This window comes from Streptomyces sp. NPDC042100 (genome assembly GCF_055582325.1).
In genome coordinates, this window is record NZ_JBVJDK010000027.1 from 1 (window position 1) to 17,317 (window position 17,317).

A 17,317-nucleotide genomic window follows, 5' to 3' on the forward strand; every position below is an offset into this window, starting at 1 on the left:
CCCAACCCCCACCCCTTGCTGTGTGGTGTGGGGGGGGGGGGGGGGGGGCCCGGGGGGGGGGGGCCCCCCCCCCGGGGCCGGCCCCGGGGGGGGGGGGGGGGCCCCCCCCCCGGCCCCCACGGCGTCTCCGTCTCCTAGCAGGCCGGGGCGTAGCCGGCCGGGCGGCTGGTGAAGGCGCCGCGGCCCTGTGTGCGTCCGCGCAGCCGGGAGGCGTAGCCGAACAGCTCGGCCAGCGGCACCGTCGCCGTCAGCACCGCCGTACCGCCCCGGGCGGTCGAGTCCGTGACCCGGCCGCGCCGGGCGGACAGGTCGCCCAGGACCGTGCCGAGGGCCGCCTCCGGGACGGTCACGGTGACCTCGGCGAGCGGTTCGAGCAGTACCGTCCCGCCCGTCCGCAGCGCCTCGCGCAGGGCGAAGCGCCCGGCGGCGCGGAAGGCGAGCTCCGAGGAGTCCTTCACATGGGTCGCCCCGTCGGTGAGCGTGACCCGCACGCCGGTGACCGGATGGCCGCCGAGCGGGCCTTCGGCGAGCGCGTCACGGCAGCCGGCCTCGACCGCGCGGACGTACTCCTGCGGAACCCGGCCGCCCGTGACCGTCGAACGGAACACGAAGTCCCCGTTCTCTCCCGCAATCCCCTTGTCCCCCCGGTCTCTCTGGTCTCTCTCATCCTGCTTCTCCAGCGGCTCGACGTCGATCACGACCTGGGCGAACTGGCCCGAACCGCCGTCCTGTTTGACGTGCCGGCGCACCAGCCCGGTCACGCGCCCGGCGGGCGTCTCCCGGTACGCGACCCGGGGACGGCCGACCGTGACCTCCAGGCCCTGGGCGCGGCGCAGCCGCTCCACCGCCACCTCCAGGTGCAGCTCGCCCAGGCCCGACAGCAGCGTCTGGCCCGACTCCGGGTCGGTCCGCACGACCAGCGACGGGTCCTCCTCGGCGAGCCGGGCCAGACCGGTCGCGAGGCGTTCGGTGTCGGTGCCGCGCCGGGCCTCGACGGCCACGGAGACGACCGGGACGGCACAGACCGGCGGTTCGAGCAGCAGCGGGGCGTCCGGGGCGCAGAGCGTCGCCCCGGCGCGGACCGCCTTCGGGCCCACGACGGCGACGATGTCCCCGGCCACGGCCGCGTCCGTCTCGCCGGTGCGGTCCGCCTGGACCCGCAGGATCCGCGCGATCCGCTCGGTGCGGCCCGCGGTGGCGTCGAGCACGGTGTCCCCCTTCCGGAGCGTTCCCGCGTAGACGCGGAGGTAGGTGAGGCGGCCGGTGGGCGTGCTGCCCACCTTGAACGCGAGCGCGGTGAACGGCGCCTCCGGGTCCGCCGGGCGGTCCCCGCGCACCGGCGGCAGGTCGGCCGGGGCCGGCAGATAGGCGACCACGGCGTCGAGCAGCGGCTCGATCCCCCGGTCACGGTAGGCGGAGCCGCACAGCACGACCACGCCCGCGCCGGAGAGGGTCAGTTCGCGCAGCGCGGCAACGAGGGTCGCCTCGCCGAGCGTGCCGTGCTCGCAGTACTCCTCCAGGGCCGCCGGGTGCAGCTCGGCGACCGTCTCGGCCAGCCGGCGCCGCCGCCGGGCGGCCTCCTCGCGCAGCTCCTCGGGCACCGGGCCCTCGGTGTACGGGCCGCCGCCGTCGGGCCACGCGTACGCCCGGAGGCGGACCAGGTCGACGACTCCCCGGAAGCCGGACTCGCGGCCGATGGGGAGCTGGACGGGCAGCGGTACGGTGCCGAGGCGGGTGCGCAGGGAGTCCACGGCGGCGTCGAGGTCGGCGCCCGCGCGGTCGAGCTTGTTGACGAACGCGAGGCGCGGGACGCCGTGCCGGTCGGCCTGGCGCCACACCGACTCGCTCTGCGGCTCGACGCCCGCCACGCCGTCGAAGACGGCGACGGCGCCGTCCAGGACGCGCAGTGCGCGCTCGACCTCGTCGGAGAAGTCGACGTGCCCCGGCGTGTCGATCAGGTTGAGACGGTGTCCGGCCCAGTCGCAGCTGACGGCCGCGGCGGAGATGGTGATGCCTCGGGCGCGTTCCTGCGGGTCGAAGTCGGTGACGGTGGTGCCGTCGTGGACCTCGCCGCGCTTGTGGACCGCGCCGGTCAGGAAGAGGAACCGCTCGGTGAGCGTCGTCTTGCCGGCGTCGACGTGGGCCAGGATGCCCAGGTTGCGGACGGCGGGACGGGCGGTGGCGCGGGGGGTGCCGGGGGTGCTGGAGGTACGCATGATGGTGGTCTTTCGCGTGCGAAGCGGTTGCTGGGCAGCGCGATTCCCGTGACGGCGGACGAGGCGTGGGGGTGCGGGGTGGTGCGGGGTGCGTGAGCCCTGCGTCGTCGCGGGTCAGCGGTACCGGCCGCGCAGCCGGCACCGGACGGACGAAGAGGCCAGGATCACGTCGTACCGGACGCGGGGGACGACGGGCGCTGCGGTGCTGCGGTCGGCACGCATGGTCGGCTCCCTCCGTCGCTCCGTGGGTGTGGCACGGCGGGCCGGGCGGCCCGCTCCGGGAAGTGTAGGGAGCGGCCGGCCCGGGTGAACAGTGCTTTTCCTGGGGGGGTTGGCGGGTCAGCCCTTCGGGCGGTAGTAGTCCTCGATCGGGCGGCGGGCCTCGTCGAAGAGCGCGGGGCCGTCCTGGACGAGCTCCGGCCAGGCGCCCGACTCCGGGTTGAGCGCGACGAGTTGCCCGGTGGCGAGCGCGTACACGACCCGCCCGACGCCCGAGCGGACCAGCGCGCCCTCGCACATGCCGCAGGGCTGGCAGCTCGTGTAGAGGGTGCTGCCGGCGGCCGTCTCGGCGTCGAGTTCGCGGGCCGCCCAGCGGGCCAGCTTCAGTTCGGGGTGGGCGGTGATGTCGCCGTCGCGCCGGACGGTGTTGTGGTCCTCGGCGAGGACGGTGCCGTCGGGTCCGGCGAGCAGGGAGCCGTACGGGGCGTCGCCGAGGGTCACGGCGCGGGCGGCGAGTGCGATCGCTCGGCGCAGCAACTGCTCGTCGGCGGAGGTGATCTCGTTCATGCCCGGGAGGCTATCCCGGCACTCCCCCCGAGATGCCGAGCGGCCCGCGAGGGCGAACAATTGGCGGAGGAGGCACGAGCCGAGGAGGGAATGCGGCCGTCGGCGCCGTCGTCTTCGCCTCCGCTCGGGGACGCCCCCTACCGGAACGTGGCCACGTCATGAGCGCAAAGGCCCCCGCCACGGGCGGGCTCGCACCGCGTAAGAGTGTCCTGTACCGGCTCGGGCACTGGTGTGCCCGGCGGTTCGTCGTCGTCATCGTCCTGTGGCTCGCGGCCCTGGTCGGCCTCCAGTTCGCCAACCGGGCGGTCGGCGGCCAGTACTCGGACAACTTCACGCTCCCCGGTGTGCAGTCGGCCGACGGGCTCGCCGTCCTGAAGGCGCACGACCCCGCCGCGGGCGGCTACGGCGCCCAGATCGTGCTCAACGACCCCGCGAAGCCGCTGACCCAGGAGGCGTCCGCGGTGAACACGGCGGTCGCCTCGCTGCAGAGGCTCCCCGACGTGCTGAGCGCCCAGAACCCGCTGCCGCCGCCCGGCACTCCCCCGCCGACCAGCCCCTCGTCCGTGCCGGACACCGGGCCGCTGTCCACGGACGGGAAGACCGCGTACATCACCGTGCGCTTCAGCGTGCCGCCGTCCACGCTCGGCACCGACTACCTGAACGGCGTCGACACGGCCGTACAGCCGCTGCGCGACGCGGGCGTCACGGTCGAGTACGGCGGCCCGCTCGGCGAACTGGCCCGGCCCGCCGCCGACGACCGCACCAGCGAGGCGATCGGCTTCGCGGTGGCCATCGTGGTGCTCCTGATCGGCTTCGGCAGCGTCATCGCCGCCGTGCTGCCGCTGGTGACCGCGCTCATCGGGGCGATCTGCGGGCTCGCGCTGCTGGGCCTGACGGCGGCGGCGTTCACCTTCGGCACGGTGTCGCCGACGCTGGCCACCATGATCGGCCTGGGCGTCGGCATCGACTACGCGCTGTTCCTCATCACCCGGCACCGCCAGAACCTCATGGACGGCCACGATCCGGCCACCTCCGCGGGCATGGCCACGACGACCAGCGGGCGGGCCGTCCTGGTCTCCGGCTGCACGGTGATCATCGCCCTGTCCGGGCTGTGGGTGTCCGGCGTCAGCTTCATCGGCAAACTCGGGCTCGCGGCGGCCTTCACCGTGGTCACGGCCGTGCTGGCGGCGCTGACCCTGGTCCCGGCGATGCTGGGCCTGGTCGGCCGCCGGATCGACCGCTACCACCTGCGCACCCCCGTCGCCGAGACCGACGCCGAGCCGGGCACCGACGCGCACGGCACCTGGCACCGCTACGCGCAGCGCGTCGAACGGCGCCCCTGGACCTTCCTGAGCTGCGGCGTCGTGGCCCTCGTCATCCTCGCCATCCCGCTCTTCTTCATCCAGCTCGGGCACATCGGCGACGGCGCCGACCCCAAGTCCTTCACCGACCGGCGCGCCTACGACCTGATCTCGACCGCCTTCGGGCCGGGCGCCAACGGGCCGCTGACCCTCGTCGTCGACCAGACGAACGTGCCGCAGTCCGACCGCGCGGCGCTGGCCTCCCAGCTCCAGAAGTCGCTCGCGAACGTCCCCGACGCCGCGTCCGTCACCCCGCTCCAGACGACGCCCGACGGGGACGTGCTGATCGGCACGGCCTACTCGGTCGCCGCCCCGCAGGACGAGCGCACCACCCAGCTCACCGACCGCCTCGTCGACGACGTCCTGCCGCAGGCCGTCGCCGGGACCGACGCCCGGACGTACGTCACCGGCACCACCGCCGCCCAGGTCGACTTCCTGGACATCGTCTCCAGCCGGCTGCCGCTCATCATCGCCGTGGTCGTCGGGCTGGCCTTCCTGGTCATCCTGACCGTCTTCCGCGGCCTGCTCGTCGCGGTCAAGGCGGCCGTGCTCAACGTGCTGTCGATCGCCGCCTCGTACGGGGTCGTCGTCGCCGTCTTCCAGTGGGGCTGGGGCGGTCCGGCGCTGGGCGTCTCCGGCAAGGTGCCGGTCGAGAGCTACGTGCCGATGATGATGTTCGCGATCGTCTTCGGACTGAGCATGGACTACGAGATCTTCCTGCTGTCGCGGGTACGCGAGGCGTGGCTGCGCACCGGCGACTCGAAGGCGAGCGTCGCGCACGCGCTGGAGATCACCGCCCGGGTGATCACCTGCGCCGCGCTGATCATGGTCAGCGTGTTCGCCGCGTTCATCGTGTCCGACAACATCGTGGTCAAGATGCTGGGCCTCGGCCTCGCGGCGAGCGTCCTCATCGACGCCACGATCGTGCGGCTGCTGCTCGTGCCCGCGGTGATGACCCTGCTCGGCGCCCGTGCCTGGTGGACCCCGCGCTGGCTCGACCGGGCGCTCCCGCACCTGGACACCGAGGGCGAGGCCGCGCTGGAGCGCGACGCGCAGACGCCCGTCCGGCCCAGCTGAGCGGCCCGGCCGGACGGGTCGGGGGAACGGGGGCGGGAACGAAGGCGGGAACGGGAAGGGCAGGTGCCAGGTGCCTGGGGGGGGCCGCAAGGGCGCGCCGTACAGGTGAACGAACTATGGCAGGCTGCCCCCGTGACCGAACCTCAGACGCCCGCACCCCCCGCCGGCTCCCGCCCCGCCGACCGGCTGGTCCTCGGCTGCATGGGCCTCGGCGGGAGCTGGGACCCGAGCCCGCTGACCGGCGCCGACATCGACGCGGCGGAGGCGGCCGTCGAGGCGGCGCTGGAGAGCGGGATCACCGCCTTCGACCATGCCGACATCTACCGGCACGGCAAGGCGGAGGCCGCGTTCGGCGAGGTGCTGACCCGCGCCCCGGGGCTGCGCGAGCGCGTCACCCTCCAGTCGAAGTGCGGCATCCGGCTCGCCGACGGCGACCGGCCCGGGATCTACGACCTGCGCGGCGACTCCATCGTGCGGCGGGTCGAGGAGAGCCTGACGCGCCTGCGCACCGACGTCCTCGACGTGCTCCTGCTGCACCGGCCCGACCCGCTGGCCGACCCGGCGGACGTCGCCGAGGCGCTGGAGTCGCTGCACCGGCAGGGCCTGGTGCGCCGGTTCGGGGTGTCCAACATGAACGGGCCCCAGATCGCCCGGCTCCAGGCGCGGTTGAGCCTGCCGCTCACCGCCAACCAGCTGGAGATGAGCCTGGGGCGGCGGGACTGGCTGGAGGACGGGGTGCTGGTGAACACGCCCGCCTCGGCCGCCAACGGCTTCCCGGCGGGCACGGTCGAGCACTGCCTGGCCCACGGGATCGGGTTGCAGGCCTGGGGGGCGCTGGCGCAGGGCCGCTACAGCGGGCGCCAGGAGACCCCGGCGGAGCGGGCCACCGCCGCGCTCGTCGCCGAACTGGCCGAGGCGAAGGGCACCACGCCGGAGACCGTCGTGCTGTGGTGGCTCCGGCGTCACCCGGCCGGGGTGGTCCCGGTCGTCGGCACCAGCGCCCCGGCCCGGATCCGGGCCTGCCGGGACGCGGCGGCCCAGGAACCGAGGCTGAGCCACGAGGAGTGGTACGCCCTGTGGATCACGGCCCGCGGCGAGCCCCTGCCGTAGCCCGTGGCCGCCGCACCACCGGACCACCGCGACCCGCCCCGAGAAGAGGCCAGTTGACCCCCCAGCCGCAGCGGCCCCCGCAGCCCGGCCCAGCGCCGTCCTACCGGCTCCTCCCCGGCTCGCCGGACTCGCCGGTCCTGCTCCACGTGCCGCACTCCTCGCGGACGGTCCCGGCGGACGTGCGCTCCGGGATCGTCCTCGACGACGCGGAGCTGGCCCGCGAGCTGGACCACATCACGGACGCGCACACGGAGGACATCGCCGCCGTGGCGGCAGCGGCGGCGGGCCGCGCGCCCTGGCGGTTCGTCAACCGGCTGTCGCGGCTCGTGGTCGATCCGGAGCGGTTCCCGGACGAGCGCGAGGAGATGCTGGCGGTCGGAATGGGCGCGGTGTACACCCGCACCACGCACCGGGCCGAGCTGCGGCCGGCCGGCTTCGACCCGGCGCCGCTGGTGGAGCGGTACTTCGCCCCGTACGCGCGGGCGATGACGGACGCGGTCGCCGGACGGCTGGCGGCGGCGGGGCGCGCGGTCATCGTCGACGTCCACTCGTACCCGACCCGGGCCCTGCCGTACGAACTGCACGGCCGGGGCCCCCGGCCGCCCGTCTGCCTGGGCACGGACGCCTTCCACACGCCTCCCGCGCTGCTGGCGGCGGCGCGGGAGGCGTTCGCGGGCATCGGCGAGGTCGGCACGGACAGCCCGTTCGCGGGCACGTACGTCCCGCTGGCCCATCACGGCCGCGATCCGCGCGTGACCGCCCTGATGGTGGAGATCCGCCGCGACCGCTACATGACCGAACCCGGCGGCCCCTCGAACCCGGGCGTACACGCCCTGGGCACGGCGTTGGCCACGCTGGTCGACGCGGTGACGGCGGGCGGCTGACCTCCTGCGCGTACGGCGCGGAGCGTAAAATGGTGCGGGTGAGCGTACACAGGTACGAGCTGGTGTTCGCCGGGGTCGGCGGTGCCGACGAGGACCTGGTGGTCGTCGAGCGGACGGCCGCCAAGGGACCCGGCGGGCATCCCGTGTACGCGGATCCGACCGGGATCATCCGCGCCGAGATCAGCGACCGCGACGAGGTCCGCGTCCTGGCGTCGGGCGGCCACCAGGACGCCCCTCAGGGCGTCGTCGCCCGCCCGCTGCCCGACGCCCCCGGCTGAGCCCCCTCCGCGAGGCATGCGCGGAGCCGGGCGGCCGAGTACCGGGTCGCCGTGCGGACGGCGGCCCAGGATCCGTCGGGAAAGGCGATGTCGACCCGGCGGCGGCGCCGCCTCGGGAGCGGTGTCGTCCGCACCCCGGCGTGCGTGAAGCGCACGCACTCCTCGTCCGGCTGCCAGGGCGCCCGGACGGTCAGGTCCGGGCCCGCGCCGGGCACCAGCCGGAACTCCGCCTCTTCCGCGCGAAGACCGTCCCGCGCCCAGTGCGGCTCGTGCGCGGCGATCAGGAAGCGCCCGGCGTCGCTGCCCCAGCCGCCGCGCACCCCGGGCCCCCGCACCAGCCGCATCGCCAGCCGGTACGCCTTCGTCACCGGCTCGACCAGCGCGGCCAGCGCCTCCAGGGGGTCCTCGGGCAGGGCGAGGAGGAAACGGGCGAGGAAGAAGTCCCTCAGCACCCGGAACCGCCTCCGGCGCCCCTGCCGGGACAGCCTCCGCACCGGCGGCCGGCGGCCGCACGGCACGGTCTCCACCTCGAAGCCGGGGTCCCCGAACCGGGACCGGTCGGCCCACGCCGCGCCCACGCCGGTGTGCGCGTCCGGGCGCGCGCTCGCGACCGTGCCCGTGGGCGGGTGCGCGCTCGTGCCCGTGGGCGGGTGCGCGCTCGTGCCCGTGGGCGGGTGCGCGCTCGTGTGCGTGTCGGCTTCCATTTCCCCGGTCCCCTCGTCCCGGCCCTCCCCGGGCCCCGTGGATCGTACGGCCCGTGCGGACGCGCGGGCCGCGCGCGTCGCCTAAGCTGCCCTGATGACCAGCACCGACCCTTCCGAGTCCGCACCGCGCTACGTACGCGTCACCATCGAGCTCGTCGCCGAGATCACCGACGAGGAGGCGCTCAAGGCCGCCGCCCTCACCCAGGTCCGGGACGACGAGTACCTGGAGGACGACGAGCGCGCCCAGGCCATCGAGGCCATCGACGTGGACCCGTCGGGCTCCCTCGCCCACTTCATCGACCCCGTCGCGCTCCTCGGCGCCGTCCCGGGCGTCGAGCTCGCCTCGGCCACCTGGGAGTCCGCGCACACCGAGTTCGACCCCGACGACGAGACCTGGGAGGAGCACTCCCTGGACTGATCCGGCCGCATGGCGCGATCCTGTCCCGGTACATCGCGCGAGGGGGCAGGATGAAGCCGCTGGAGTCCACCGATCCCGAGTCCGTCGGCGCCGGCGGCTACCGCCTGGTAGGACGCCTCGGGCAGGGCGGCATGGGCGTCGTCTACCTGGGCCGGTCCCGCTCCGGCCGGGCCGTCGCCGTGAAGGTCGTCCGGCCCGAGCTCGGCACCGACCCGGAGTTCCTGCGCCGCTTCGCCCGCGAGGTCGCGGCGGCCCGTCGGGTCGGCGGCTTCCACACGGCCCCGGTCGTCGACGCGGACCCGCACGGCGACCCCCCGTGGCTGGTGACCGCCTACGTCCCCGGTCCCACCCTCCGCGCCGTCCTGGACCGGGTCGGGGCGCTGCCCGAGGACACCCTGACCGTCCTCGCCGCGGGGCTCGCCGAGGCCCTGGAGGCCGTCCACCGGGCCGGGGTGGTCCACCGCGACCTCAAGCCCGCCAACATCATCGTGGCCGAGGACGGCCCCCGGGTCATCGACTTCGGCATCGCGCGGGCCCTGGACGGCACGGCCGACCTGACCCGGACGGGCTACCAGGTCGGCACGCCCGGCTACCTCGCCCCCGAGCAGCTCACCGACGGCGCCGCGACCCCGGCCGTCGACATGTTCGCGCTGGGGATCGTGCTCGCCGAGGCCGCCGGCGGCTCCCCGTACGGCGACGGGCCCTCCGCCGCCCGGCTGTACCGGATGGTCCACGAGGAGCCCGACCTCAGCGCCGTGCCCGCCTCGCTGCGCGCCTCCGTCGCCGCCTGCCTGGCCAAGGACCCGGCGCTGCGGCCCACCCCGACCGCCTTCCTCGGCTCCCTCACCGTCCGCCACCGCGCGGACGGCGGCTGGCTCCCGGACCCGGCGACCCGCCTGCTGCGCGGCCCGGAGCACACCACGCCGCCGGCGGGGCCCGGGGACGCCCCGCACGAGGCCTCGGACGACGCCGGGGACGGCGCATCGGACCACGCCGGGAACGCGGGGAACGCCGCTCGGGACGGTGCCGGAGCGCCCGACGCGCCGGGCGGCTCCGGGCGGCCCGCCACCCTCCTCGTCGCCGCCGAGGCGACACGGCCCGTCCCCGTACCGTCCCCGCCCGGGCCCCCGCTCCCCGTTCCGCCGCCCGGCAGGGGTGCGCCCGCCCGGCCCGGGCGGCGGCGCGCGGCGTTCGGGGCCGTGCTGGCCGGGTGCGCCGTGACGGCGGGGCTGCTGGTGTGGCGGCCGTGGGAGGGGGGTCCCGGCGGCGGTGACGACCCGAGGTCCGGCGCCTCCCCGTCCACGGGCGCCTCCGCCGCCCCCTTCCCGACCGCCCCCCTGCTCGTACGGGAGGACACCGCGCCCGGCTGGCCGGGAACCTGCCACGGGGTGATCGCCGTCCGCGACGCGGCGACGGACCGGCCGCGGCGGCTGCTGCCGGACGGGGAGTGCGACATCCTGCCGCAGTGGGCGCCGGACCGGGCCTCCTTCGCGTTCACTCGGGTCACGTCCGGGGGCAGCGCGGTGTGGACGGCGACGGCGGACGGCTCCGGGGCGCGGCGGATCGCGGCGATCGCGGGCGGCCGGGTCTCCTGGTCCCCGGACGGCACCCGGCTCGCCGTCCTGCGGGTGGCGGGCGGGGTCCAGCAGCTGTTCGCGGTGGACGTCGCGGACGGCTCGGCGCGGCAGCTCACCAGCGGTACGCGCAAGGTGGAGGACCCGGCCTGGTCGCCTGACGGGACCCGGATCGCCGTCTCCCTGGAGGTCTCGCCGGGCGACTGGCAGATCCATCTGGTGGACCCCGCCGATCCCGGGCGGGCGCCGCGCCGGGTGACCCGGCTGCCGCACCCGGCGGTGGACGCGGTGTGGTCGCCGGACGGGCGCACGTTCGCGTACACGGCGGGCACGTACAAGGGCGCGGCGAAGGGCGACATCCGGCTGGTCGGCGCGGACGGGTCCGGGGACCGGCCGCTGGTCGTGACGGAGGCCCACGAGATGGATCCGGCGTGGTCGGCCGACGGGCGCTGGGTGGCCTTCGTCCGGGGGCCCTACGAGGAGCCGGCCGTGTGGGCGGTGCGGGCCGACGGGACGGGCGAGCGCAGGCTCACCACCGGAAGCGCGCCGGAGGGGCATCCGGCCTGGCGCTGACGGGTGCCGCCGGGCGGCCGGGAACGGCGGGACGCCCCGCGCCCCCTGCGGGGGGGGCGGGGCGCCTGGGGTGGAGACGGTGGAGCAGGTGCGGCGGGTGGATCAGAAGGTCAGGTTCCAGGCGTCGATGCGCCCGGTGTCCTGGCTGGCGATGTCCTGGACGCGCAGCTTCCAGGTGCCGTTGGCCACCTCGGAGGAGGCGTTGACGGTGTACGTCTTGAGGACGTCGTCGGCGCTGTCGCTGTTGGCGAAGTCCTCCAGCGGGTACACGGTGCCGTCCGGGGCGACGAGGGTGAGCACGAGGTCGCCCCGGTAGGTGTGCTTGATGTCCACGCCGACCTTGAGGGTGGCGGGCGCGTTGCCGGTGACGCCGGAGACGGTGAGGGCGCTCTCGACGGTGGCGTTGTCGACGATGGTGACGTCGTTGACGTTCTCGAAGTACGGGCCGGTGGGCGTGGTGCCGCCGCCGACCGCCTTCAGCGCGTCGACCGAACCCTCGCCGAAGAAGCCGTTCTTGGCGGTGGTGCCGGTGCAACGGGCGTCCGAGGGGCAGGCCTTGTCGGTCGCCTGGGTGCCGAGCGCGTTGCGGATGTCCGCCGGGGTGTACGTCGGGTTGGCGCTGGCGATGAGGGCCGCGACGCCGGTGACGTGCGGGGAGGCCATCGACGTGCCGCTCATGTTGCCGTACTTGCCGCCCGGGAGCGTCGAGTACACCTGGGTGGCGCCGTCACCGCCCGGCGCGGCGATGTCGATGACGCCGTTGCCGAAGTTGGAGTACGAGGCCTTGGCGCCGCCGCTGGCCTGCGCGGCGACGGTCACGACGCCCGGCAGCTCGGTCGGGATGTCGAGGCAGGCGTTGGTGATGGTGCGGGTGACCGGGGTGGAGTCGTTGGGGCTCTCCGTGTCGGTCGTCTTGTTCGCCAGGTCGTAGTTGGAGTTGCCGGCGGCGGCGACCTGGAGCGAACCCTTGCCCTCGGCGTAGGCCTGGGCCCGGCGGACGCCCTCGATGATGGCGGCCTGGTCCACGTTGTCGGGGCAGTTGAACTGCCACGGGTCCGTGTAGTAGCTGTTGTTGGTGACCTTGAAGCCGTGGTCACCGGCCCAGACGAAGGCGCAGACGGTGTTCTCGGCGAAGAACAGGCTGCTGGTGGGCTCCGCGACACGGACCGAGGAGATCTTGACGCCCGGCGCGACGCCGATGACGCCCTTGCCGTTCTTGGCGGCGGCGATGGTCCCGGCGACGTGGGTGCCGTGGGTGCCGACGTCACGCCAGGCGCCGGCGCGGGTGTCCGGCTTGCCGTAGGCGCAGGAGACGGAGTCGGCGGCGTTGAAGTTGGGCGCGATGTCCTGGTGCTGGTCGTCGACGCCGGTGTCCAGCACACCGACCTTGACCGAGGCGGACCCGGTGGTGACGGCCCAGGCCTGGTCGGCCTTGATCTGGGTCATGTCCCAGCGGTTGGACTCGGTCAGCGTCGTCGCCGACTGCGTCGGGTTCGCGGGCAGCGCCGGGTTGTAGGCGTCGGCCGGGACGTCGGAGGTGCGGGTCGCGCCGACCTGCTGCACTCCGGACACGCCGCGCATGGTGGCGGCGAAGGAGGCGCCGGTGGAGTGGGCCACGATGACGCCGATCGCGTCATAGGCGGCGAAGACGGTGCCGCCGTTGGCGGTCACGGCCGTCTGCGCGGAGGCGGTGGCACCGGGCGCGGTGATCACCAGGTAGGCGCGGGTGCCGGCGGCCCAGGCACCGGCGGCGGCCGGCGCCGCGGCGGTGGGGGCGGTGCGGGCGCTCGTCGCGGCGGCGGGGACCTCGGGGCCGGTCGTGGGCGCGGCCTGGGCCGGGGCGGCGAGGGCGAGGGCGGCGCTGACGACGGCAGCGGCGGCGATCGGGAGTCTCAGCCTGCTGGATATCTGGGAAAACAATGCGTCCTCCGATGGCCCGGAGACGCTGGTGGCGCCGTCCGGGTCCTGTGATGTGTGGGGTGGACGCAAGATCCCAGGCCACAGGTACCGGAGGGAAGGATTCTGTCCGACAAGCGTTTTTTCGTTACACGTTGTTGATCTGACGTGACAGCAATCCGACTGCATTCAGCCGCAGTTGGCTGGAGTTGTTCGAGGTGAGTCGACATCGGCGCAGAATGATCCACTATGAGACTGCCCGCGCCCCTGCACGCCCTCAACGAGGCCCTCGCCTTCCTCCTCGAACTCGCCGCCCTGGCCCTCCTTGCCTGGTGGGGCTGGACCACTCCCGGATCCCTCCTCCCCGGCCTGCTCCTCGCCGTGGCCGCCCCCGCCGCCGCGGCCGTGCTGTGGGGCCTGTTCGCCGCGCCCAAGGCCCGGATCCGCCTCCCCCTCGTGGGCGTCCTCGCCGTGAAGGCCCTGGTCTACGGCGCCGCCACGGCCGCGCTCGCCGCACTGACCGGCCCGGGTCCCGCGCTCGCCTTCGCGGTCGTGGCGCTCGTCAACACCGCGCTGGCCACGGCGGAGAGGCGCGCCCGGGCCACCGCGCCGTGACGCCTGGGCCGGGGGCTCGCCGAGTGGCGCGACGGGTCATCCGCCTGGCCGCCGCGCTCACCCTCCTGCCCGGCTGAGCGCGCCGTGCCGGGCCCGCTGTGCCGAAGCTGGGTGCGGCCCCGCCACGGCGGCGGACGGCACGGACGCCGCGCGCGGGCACGGCGCCAAGCCGACGGTGGTCCTCGTGCACGGCGCCTTCGCCGACGCCTCGGGGTGGAACGACGTCGTCGACCGGCTCCAGCGCGCCGGCTACCCGGTCGTCGCCCCGCCGAACCCGCTGCGCGGCCTCGCCAACGACTCCACGTACGTCGCCAGCGTGCTCAAGAGCGTCAAGGGCCCCGTCATCCTCGCCGGTCACTCCTACGGCGGCGCCGTGATCAGCGGCGCGGCGGCGGGCAACCCGAACGTCAAGGCGCTGGTCTACATCGCGGCCTTCATGCCCGACAAGGGCGAGTCTCCGGCCGAGCTCTCCACCAGGTTCCCCGGCAGCGAGCTGGGCACCGCCGTCCGGCCCGTCCCCTACACGGACGCCAACGGCAGCGGCACGGACCTGTACATCCAGAACGACAGGTTCCACAGCGTGTTCGCCGCCGACCTGCCCGAGGAGCAGACCCGGGTCATGGCGACCGAGCAGCGTCCGGTGACGGCCGCGGGCTTCGCCGAGAAGGCGACGGCGGCGGCCTGGAAGACGATCCCGTCATGGTTCCTGGTGGCCAGGCAGGACAAGGCCATCGCCCCCGACCTGGAGCGGTTCGAGGCGAAGCGGGCGAGGTCCCGCACGGTCGAGATCGACTCCTCGCACGTCGCGATGATGTCCCACCCCGACGTCGTCACCCGCCTGATCGAGCAGGCCGCGGACGCCACCTGCTGACGGCTCAGCCGAGCACGAACGGGAGCCGCGCGGCGAGCGGCCCGAGCGCGTCCCGCTCCGTCCCGGCCGGGGCGCGCCGCCCGGTGCCGACGAGCAGCGCCGCCCCGTCCGTGAAGGCGGCGGGGAACGCGGCCCCGGCGATCCGTTCCAGGGAGCCGCGCGCCGCCGCCAGCGCCTCGGCGGGCGGGGGCGGCACGGCGGGGCCGAGGTCGAGGTGGTGCAGGGTCCATTCGAGGACGTACGCGGTGAGGTAGTCGCCGGCCGTCAGCACCTGGTCCTGGGTCGCCACGAGGGCGCCGGGATCGGCGAGCCCGGCGGCCCGGCCCGCCGCCGCCCCCACGTCGTCGAGGTGGAACCGCAGCAGCGCCGGGTCCCCGTACGCGGCGGCGAGGCGCGGGATCAGCGCGTCGAGCGGATCCTCGCCGGTCGGCGGCGGCACCAGCCTCCAGTACGTGTCGGCGTCGGCGGTCGGCGGCCCCTCGGCGGGCGTGACCAGGGTGATCAGCACGTCCTGGGCATCGATGACCAGATGACAGACCAGGTCCCGCACCAGCCAGCCGGCGCAGCCCGAGGGACGGGCGAAGTCCTCGTCGGGCAGGTCGGCGACCGCCGAGCGCAACGCCGACCAGGAGCGCGAGAAGAGGTCCACGCGGGCACCGTACGGGCGCCGGAGCGTCCGGACAAGGAGGCACCGCTTGGGGGCGTGCGGGCCTTGCGCGCCTAGCGGGGCTTGCGGGGCTTGCGGGGCTGGCGGGGCTTGCGGGACCGTCGGGCCTCGTGGGGCCGATGGGGCTTACGATCCTGCGGGCCGTGCGGGACCTTCGGGCCTCGCAGGCCCGACGAGCCGCACGGGGCCCCGGGCTGCCCGGGGCCTCCGGGCTGCCCGGCACCCACGAGCCGTCCCAGGCGCGGGCCCCGCCTCAGGATCCCGTCGCCGCCGCCTCGGTCGCCTTCAGGGCCGCCGCGACCGACCCCTCCCCGGCGGGCAGCAGCGGAAGCCGCACGTCCGGGGTGGGGATGCGTCCCTGGGCGTGCAGGACTCCCTTGACGACGGTCGGGTTGGGCTCGGCGAACAGCAGGGCCGACAGCCGTGCCAGGCGGTGCCCGAGCGCCCGCGCACGGGCCGTGTCACCCGTCCGCCAGGCCTCGACCAGCTCGGCGAAGCGGCCGGTGGCCAGGTGCGCCGAGGCGAGGATCCCGCCGCTCGCGCCGAGGGCGAGCAGCGGCGAGGCGAAGACGTCGTCGCCCGCGAGCACCGCGAAGCCCGGCGGCAGGTCGCCGAGGAGCCGGACGGTGTCCTCGTCGACGGCGCCGGCCGCGTACTTGACCCCGACGACCCCGGGAAGGCTCCCGAGCGCGCGCAGGGTGCCCGCGTCCAGCGGCCGGCCGGTGCGGTACGGGATGTGGTAGGCGATCAGGGGCACCGGACTCGCGGCGGCGAGGCGCCCGAAGTGGGCCAGCACCCCCTCCGGCGAGGGCCGGACGAAGGCGGGCACCGTGACCAGGGCCGCGCGGGCCCCGGGCCACCGGCCGAGCGCCGCGAGGTCCCGGGCGACGGCGGCCGTGTCGCCCCCGGCGGCGCCGACGACGAGCTGGGCGCCCCGCTCGCGGCAGACCCGCGCGCAGGTGTCGACGACGGCCCGGCGCTCGTCGGCGTCGAGCGCGCCCGCCTCGCCGGTGGTGCCGAGGGCGACGAGCCCGGCGGCGCCGTCGTCGAGGACGGAGCGGGCCAGGCCCTCCAGGGCGTCGAGGTCGGGGCGGCCGTCCCGCCCGAAGGGAGTGACGAGGGGGACGTAGATGCCGTACGGGTCGAATCCGGTCGTCGCGGGCTCCGGCACGGCGTCCCTGTCGGGAGCCGGGGTGGGAGCGGCGGTCTGTTCCTGTGCCATGTCTTCGAGAGTGGGCGCGGCGGACCCCTCAGGTCCAGTTCGCTTTTCCGATCAGAACCGTAAGCTGAGCTGATGCTCGATGTCCGTCGTCTGCGCCTTCTGCGCGAACTGGCCCTGCGCGGCACCATCGCCGCCGTCGCGGAGGCCCTGTCCTTCACCCCGTCCGCCGTGTCCCAGCAGCTCGGCACCCTGGAGCGGGAGGCGGGGGTGCCGCTGCTCGAACGGACCGGGCGGCGGGTGCGGCTGACACCAGCCGGGGAACGGCTGGTCCGGCACGCCGAGGCCGTGCTCGAACGCCTGGAGCTGGCCTCCGCCGAGCTCGCCGAGGCGCGGGGCGGCCCGGCGGGCCCGCTGCGCATCGGCGCCTTCCCCACGGCGACCCGCACGATCCTGCCGGGCGCGCTGGGCCTGCTCTCCGCCCGGCATCCGGCGCTGGAGCCGATGGTCTCGGAGGTGGACCCGGCGGGCGCGGCGCACGCCCTGCGCGCCGGGGATCTCGACGTGGCGCTGGTCCACGGGTACGACCTGGTGCCCGCAGCGCTCGAACCGGGGCTCGCGGAGGAGCCCTTGTGCGAGGAGGCGATGTTCCTGGCCACCCCCGCGTCCACGGCCGGCGCGCCGGACCGGGAGGATCCCGGCCCGCACGTGTCGGGGCCCGGTGCCGCCTCCGGGCTCTCCGGGCTCTCCGCGCTCTTCCCCTGGAGGGACGCGCCGTGGATCGTGTCGTCCCCGGACACCCTCTGCCGCGCGGTCACCGAACGGGTCTGCCGGGCCGCCGGGTTCGCACCGCGCGTGCGGCACCAGGTGGACGAGTTCGCCACCGTGCTGGCCTTCGTGGCGGCCGGTCAGGGCGTGGCCGTCGTCCCTAGGCTGGGGGCGCTCGATCCCCCGCCGGGCGTACGCCTCACGCCGCTTCCGGTGCGCCGTCGGACCCGGATCGCGTTCCGGGGCGGCGCGGGCCCGCACCCGGCGGTCACCGCCCTGGCCCGCGCCCTCCGCGACTCCCTACCGCCGGTGCTGACCGGCCCGCCCGAGGACGGGGCCGGGTGACGGGGCCGGGTGACG

General features: G+C 75.5%; 15 protein-coding genes. 9 read left to right on the top strand and 6 right to left on the bottom strand.

Annotated elements, in window-relative coordinates:
- Nucleotides 1-134: 134 nt before the first annotated feature.
- Both fusA and ACZ6J5_RS35165 read right to left on the bottom strand, forming a co-directional pair.
- Complete coding sequence (gene fusA / locus ACZ6J5_RS35160; protein ID WP_469398013.1) at nucleotides 135-2,216, bottom strand: elongation factor G; 2,082 nt, start codon at nucleotides 2,214-2,216, stop codon at nucleotides 135-137.
- A 339-nt stretch (nucleotides 2,217-2,555) separates the two neighbouring features.
- On the bottom strand, nucleotides 2,556-3,002 hold the full coding sequence (locus tag ACZ6J5_RS35165) for a nucleoside deaminase (protein ID WP_469398014.1): 447 nt from the start codon (nucleotides 3,000-3,002) through the stop codon (nucleotides 2,556-2,558).
- Nucleotides 3,003-3,160: 158 nt separating this feature from the next.
- On the opposite strand from ACZ6J5_RS35165, the gene ACZ6J5_RS35170 reads away from it, so the two are divergent.
- The 4 genes from ACZ6J5_RS35170 to ACZ6J5_RS35185 all read left to right on the top strand — a co-directional run bounded on the left by ACZ6J5_RS35170 (nucleotide 3,161) and on the right by ACZ6J5_RS35185 (nucleotide 7,712).
- Nucleotides 3,161-5,440 carry an MMPL family transporter gene (locus ACZ6J5_RS35170; protein WP_469398015.1) on the top strand — a complete coding sequence of 760 codons (2,280 nt, stop codon included), beginning with the start codon at nucleotides 3,161-3,163 and terminating at the stop codon, nucleotides 5,438-5,440.
- Between the two features lie 132 nt (nucleotides 5,441-5,572).
- Nucleotides 5,573-6,550 carry an aldo/keto reductase gene (locus ACZ6J5_RS35175; protein WP_469398016.1) on the top strand — a complete coding sequence of 326 codons (978 nt, stop codon included), beginning with the start codon at nucleotides 5,573-5,575 and terminating at the stop codon, nucleotides 6,548-6,550.
- Between the two features lie 53 nt (nucleotides 6,551-6,603).
- Nucleotides 6,604-7,434 carry an N-formylglutamate amidohydrolase gene (locus ACZ6J5_RS35180; RefSeq protein ID WP_469398017.1) on the top strand — a complete coding sequence of 277 codons (831 nt, stop codon included), beginning with the start codon at nucleotides 6,604-6,606 and terminating at the stop codon, nucleotides 7,432-7,434.
- Between the two features lie 38 nt (nucleotides 7,435-7,472).
- Entirely contained in the window at nucleotides 7,473-7,712 is a 240-nt protein-coding gene (locus ACZ6J5_RS35185) for a DUF6296 family protein (protein ID WP_469398018.1), read from the top strand.
- Here the strand turns inward: ACZ6J5_RS35185 and ACZ6J5_RS35190 are convergent.
- Nucleotides 7,670-8,416, bottom strand: coding sequence for a hypothetical protein (locus tag ACZ6J5_RS35190; RefSeq protein WP_469398019.1), 747 nt, complete (start codon nucleotides 8,414-8,416; stop codon nucleotides 7,670-7,672). The two genes, ACZ6J5_RS35185 and ACZ6J5_RS35190, sit on opposite strands and share 43 nt — an antisense overlap.
- A gap of 94 nt (nucleotides 8,417-8,510) precedes the next feature.
- Here ACZ6J5_RS35190 and ACZ6J5_RS35195 point away from each other — a divergent pair, with 94 nt between their 5' ends.
- Both ACZ6J5_RS35195 and ACZ6J5_RS35200 read left to right on the top strand, forming a co-directional pair.
- Complete coding sequence (locus tag ACZ6J5_RS35195; protein ID WP_362482279.1) at nucleotides 8,511-8,834, top strand: hypothetical protein; 324 nt, start codon at nucleotides 8,511-8,513, stop codon at nucleotides 8,832-8,834.
- A gap of 50 nt (nucleotides 8,835-8,884) precedes the next feature.
- A complete protein-coding gene (locus ACZ6J5_RS35200) occupies nucleotides 8,885-10,981 on the top strand; it encodes a protein kinase domain-containing protein (RefSeq protein WP_469398020.1) in 2,097 nt (698 codons plus the stop codon).
- 102 nt (nucleotides 10,982-11,083) lie between these two features.
- On the opposite strand, the gene ACZ6J5_RS35205 is transcribed toward ACZ6J5_RS35200, so the two are convergent.
- Nucleotides 11,084-12,901: a S8 family serine peptidase gene (locus ACZ6J5_RS35205; protein ID WP_469398021.1), complete on the bottom strand. Its 1,818-nt coding sequence runs from the start codon at nucleotides 12,899-12,901 to the stop codon at nucleotides 11,084-11,086.
- 225 nt (nucleotides 12,902-13,126) lie between these two features.
- Between ACZ6J5_RS35205 and ACZ6J5_RS35210 the strand changes: the two genes are divergently transcribed.
- Nucleotides 13,127-13,492: a DUF2568 domain-containing protein gene (locus tag ACZ6J5_RS35210; protein WP_469398022.1), complete on the top strand. Its 366-nt coding sequence runs from the start codon at nucleotides 13,127-13,129 to the stop codon at nucleotides 13,490-13,492.
- Nucleotides 13,493-13,565: 73 nt separating this feature from the next.
- Entirely contained in the window at nucleotides 13,566-14,363 is a 798-nt protein-coding gene (locus ACZ6J5_RS35215; protein WP_469398056.1) for an alpha/beta fold hydrolase, read from the top strand.
- A gap of 4 nt (nucleotides 14,364-14,367) precedes the next feature.
- On the opposite strand, the gene ACZ6J5_RS35220 is transcribed toward ACZ6J5_RS35215, so the two are convergent.
- Entirely contained in the window at nucleotides 14,368-15,012 is a 645-nt protein-coding gene (locus ACZ6J5_RS35220; protein WP_469398023.1) for a maleylpyruvate isomerase N-terminal domain-containing protein, read from the bottom strand.
- A gap of 271 nt (nucleotides 15,013-15,283) precedes the next feature.
- On the bottom strand, nucleotides 15,284-16,252 hold the full coding sequence (locus ACZ6J5_RS35225) for a 4-hydroxy-tetrahydrodipicolinate synthase family protein (RefSeq protein ID WP_469398024.1): 969 nt from the start codon (nucleotides 16,250-16,252) through the stop codon (nucleotides 15,284-15,286).
- 72 nt (nucleotides 16,253-16,324) lie between these two features.
- Here ACZ6J5_RS35225 and ACZ6J5_RS35230 point away from each other — a divergent pair, with 72 nt between their 5' ends.
- A complete protein-coding gene (locus tag ACZ6J5_RS35230) occupies nucleotides 16,325-17,302 on the top strand; it encodes a LysR family transcriptional regulator (protein WP_469398025.1) in 978 nt (325 codons plus the stop codon).
- Nucleotides 17,303-17,317: the final 15 nt, after the last annotated feature.